The sequence below is a fragment of the uncultured Devosia sp. genome (assembly GCF_913055165.1).
Taxonomy (GTDB): Bacteria; Pseudomonadota; Alphaproteobacteria; order Rhizobiales; family Devosiaceae; genus Devosia.
The window spans coordinates 1-3,600 of sequence record NZ_CAJXJS010000114.1 but is presented as its reverse complement, the minus strand read 5'-3'; the positions used below and the strand labels follow the sequence as shown (position 1 = coordinate 3,600).

The following is a 3,600-nucleotide window of genomic DNA, read 5'->3' as shown; positions in this document are numbered from 1 at the left end:
TTCGCGGAAATAGGCGGTCTCGCGGCTCTGGTTGGGCAGCTCGATACCGATGGCGTTGCGGCCAGGCACGACGGCGACGCGCGCAGAGATGGCGCTCATGGACCGGGCAATATCGTCGGCCAGCGAAATCACGCGGCTCGATTTGATGCCGGGTGCCGGCTCCAGCTCGAACAGGGTCACAACCGGGCCGGGGCGAACATTGATGATGTCGCCCTTGACGCCGAAATCGGCCAGAACGGCCTCAAGCTGGCGCGCCATGTCCTCAAGCCGCTCGGGCGCATGTTCGGGCATGGGGCCCGAGCGTTTTGGTTCCGCCAGAAGGCTTAGTTCAGGCAGTTCAAAACCATGCGGTTCATCGAGCAGTGAACCCTGGGCTTCTCGGAAGACGCGCTGGCCCTGGGAAGGTCGCGGTGCCGGTGCGGTCACGCGGGGGGCGACAGGATCAGCAGGGTGGAAGCGCGAATCGCCACGCTGGGTCCGGGACGGCATCGGCGCATCGGGCACGAAGGGAACACTGTCGTCCTCCGGCTCATCGGGATAATCGATGGCGGTGTCATCATAGTCCGGCTGCGCCATGATGCGCGCCGATGGCTCGAAGCTGGGTTCCTCGTGCTGGACCGGGGTATGAATGCGGCGCTGGGGCACGACGGCCACAGGCTCGCGATCGACATGCACTTCGGGCGCGGCCATGGACGGCTCGACATCGTGCGCAAAGACATCGCTGTCCTCTGCCGCCCGACGTGCCGCATGTTCCGCCCTCGCCCGTCGGAAGGCGGTCCGCAGGGAATAGCCCATATGCACGACAGCACCCATGGCGACTTCGACGATCGGATTGGGTTCCCGCTCATCGTCCTCAGCGGCTTGGCGGGCCGCGGACGCTTTGGGAGGCCTGGCGGGTACGGAGGTGCCCAGGCCCATGGCAATCCAGAACAGGGCCAGGGCCGGCGCGGTCAGGATGATGGCAAAGAGCGTGGAGGTGACCGGCTGCGGATCGGCGCCGGCGATCAGCCCCGCCAGATTGGTGAACAGCATCCCGGCAAGGCCGCCCAGGCCAGTGGGCAGGGGCCAGGTTTCGGGCATGGCCACGAAGGCAAAAACACCTGCGAACAGCAGAACGGCGCCGATCCAGGAAGCCAGACGCAGCCCGGCATGGGAGACCACGTGGCGCCGTGCCATGGTCCAGCCCCAAAGAGCAACCGGCACGATCATGACGAGGCCAGCCAGACCCAGGAACTGAAAGACCAGATCGGCAATGACAGCGCCTGGATAGCCCAGCCAGTTGGCAGCAGACTTGGTCGTTGCCAGGGATAGGGACGGATCGTCAACCGACCAGGAGGCCAATGCCGCCAGCACGATCGCGCACAGGCCGAGCACCAACAGGCCGGCGATCCGCAAGGGGATGCGAATGGCAATGGCCGGCGGGGGCATCGGCGCCTTGGCCGAACGACCCGGATTGCGGGCGGCACGGGCCGGCAGGCTGCGGATTTCGTCGAGCGTCGGAGTGGGATGGCTGGGCATGAAACGCATTACTCACTGTCGGCCCGCAAACCATCAGCGTGGGCCGTAATGCGCTCATGCTAGCCCGGTGTGGTTAATCGCGTGCTAACCATCGCCAGACGGAGAGAAAAAGGGCGGGCGCCACAGTGCGGCGCCCGCCAGGCTGGATTTAGTTGTAGGCGCGTTCGCCGTGGGTCGAGAGGTCGAGGCCATCGCTTTCGGCCTGCTCGGAGACCTTGGCGCCGCCGAACAGAGCCTTGACGACCAGCATGGCAATCAGCGCCACGACACCGGACCAGACGACAGCCACGATGACACTGGTGAGCTGGATCATGAACTGCCCGCCCATATCGTAGCCGTCGAGCGGGTAACCGCCGAAAGAGGGGTTGGCAACGATGGCGGTACCCAGCGCGCCAACGATACCGCCCACGCCGTGGATCCCGAAGACGTCGAGGCTGTCGTCATATTTGAGCATGGGCTTGAGATTGACCACGGCCCAGAGACAGATCACGCCGGCCACGGCACCCAGCACGATGGCGCCGCCCACGCCGGAGAAGCCGGCGGCCGGGGTGATGGCGACGAGACCGGCAACGGCACCCGACACTGCGCCCAGGGCCGAGGCATGGCCGCGGGTGATCCGTTCGCCCAGGGCCCAGGCCAGGGCACCGGCGGCCGGCGCCCGAATGGTGTTGACCAGAGCAACGGCAGTCAGGGCATTGGCTTCCAGGTTCGACCCGGCGTTGAAGCCGAACCAGCCGAACCAGAGCAGGCCGGCCCCGATATAGGTCAGGACCAGATTGTGCGGCGGGATCGGCTCCTTGAGGTAGCCCTTGCGCGCACCAAGGACCAGCGCCGCGACGAGGGCCGCCACACCGGAATTGATGTGAACGACCGTACCGCCGGCAAAGTCATAGGCGCCCATGCCAAAGAGCAAGCCCGGGCCCGACCAGACCATGTGGGCCATGGGGACATAGGAGAAGGTGAACCAGATGGCGAGGAAGGCCATGAGCGCGCCGAACTTCATGCGCTCGGCAATGCCGCCGACGATCAGGGTCGAGGTGATACAGGCAAAGGTCAGCTGGAAGACCACGAAGACCATTTCGGGCAGTTCATAGCCGGCCGAGAAAGTCGCTGCAGTCGATTCCAGGGTTACGCCGGAGAGGAAGAATTTGGAGAAGTCGCCGATGAATGCGGACAGACCGCCTTCGGTGGGACCGGCGAAGGCCAGCGAATAGCCATAAGCCACCCAGAGAATGGCGATCAGCGAGAAGCCGAGAAAAACCTGGGTCAGGACGCTCAGGATGTTCTTGGCGCGCACCAGGCCGCCATAGAACAGTGCGAGGCCCGGAATGGTCATGACGATGACCACCATGGTGGACACCAGCATCCAGGCCACGTCCCCCTTGTCGACGACGGCGGCGGCGGCTTCAGCGGCCGGTTCCACGGCATCCTGCGCGAAGGCGGGAAGCGCCGCAAAGAGGGAGGCCAGAGTTGCGCCCCCCAGAAGTTTGGACAGTTTCATTGATTTGTCTCCGGAAATGGGAAGCGGCTTAGAGCGCCGAAGCGCCGGTTTCACCGGTGCGAATGCGGGTGACGGCCAGCAGATCGAGCACGAAGATCTTGCCATCACCGATGCGACCGGTCTGGGCCGCTTCGCGAATGACTGTGGTGATCTGATCGGCCTGCTCGTCGTCCACGGCGATTTCGAGCTTGAGCTTGGGCAGGAAATGCACCGCATATTCGGTGCCGCGATAGATCTCCGAGTGCCCCTTCTGCCGCCCATAGCCTTTGACTTCGGTGACGGTCATGCCGTGCACATCGAGCGAGGAAAGCGCCTGCCGGACCTCTTCGAGGCGGGATGGCTTGATGATGGCAACCACCAGTTTCATGTGACCCCCTTTGGCGCCGCCAGGGCGCGTGCTGGAACGTCACAGAAGAGTCAAACCCCGTGCCAATTGGGTCGGCAGAAATTTGCCGAGTGTTTACAAGGCGTTAATTCGCGCAAACGCAGACCGCCATCGGATTGGGCACGTCTCTGCCCAATTTCCGTGCAGAATTTTCGGCTTCTGCATAATTCCTGTGCACTCTTGCCAGGGGTGTGCA

At 64.2% G+C, this 3,600-nt stretch carries 3 protein-coding genes; all 3 read right to left on the bottom strand.

Going from position 1 to position 3,600, the window contains the following annotated elements; all coding sequences use genetic code 11:
- The coding region (locus tag QZ564_RS19040) for a DNA translocase FtsK 4TM domain-containing protein (protein ID WP_297113520.1) at nt 1-1,527 on the bottom strand (1,527 nt) is incomplete at its 3' end.
- A 139-nt stretch (nt 1,528-1,666) separates the two neighbouring features.
- Nucleotides 1,667-3,019, bottom strand: a complete 1,353-nt coding sequence (locus QZ564_RS19035) for an ammonium transporter (RefSeq protein WP_297113518.1) — start codon at nt 3,017-3,019, stop codon at nt 1,667-1,669.
- 28 nt (nt 3,020-3,047) lie between these two features.
- Nucleotides 3,048-3,386: a P-II family nitrogen regulator gene (locus tag QZ564_RS19030; protein WP_297113516.1), complete on the bottom strand. Its 339-nt coding sequence runs from the start codon at nt 3,384-3,386 to the stop codon at nt 3,048-3,050.
- Nucleotides 3,387-3,600: the final 214 nt, after the last annotated feature.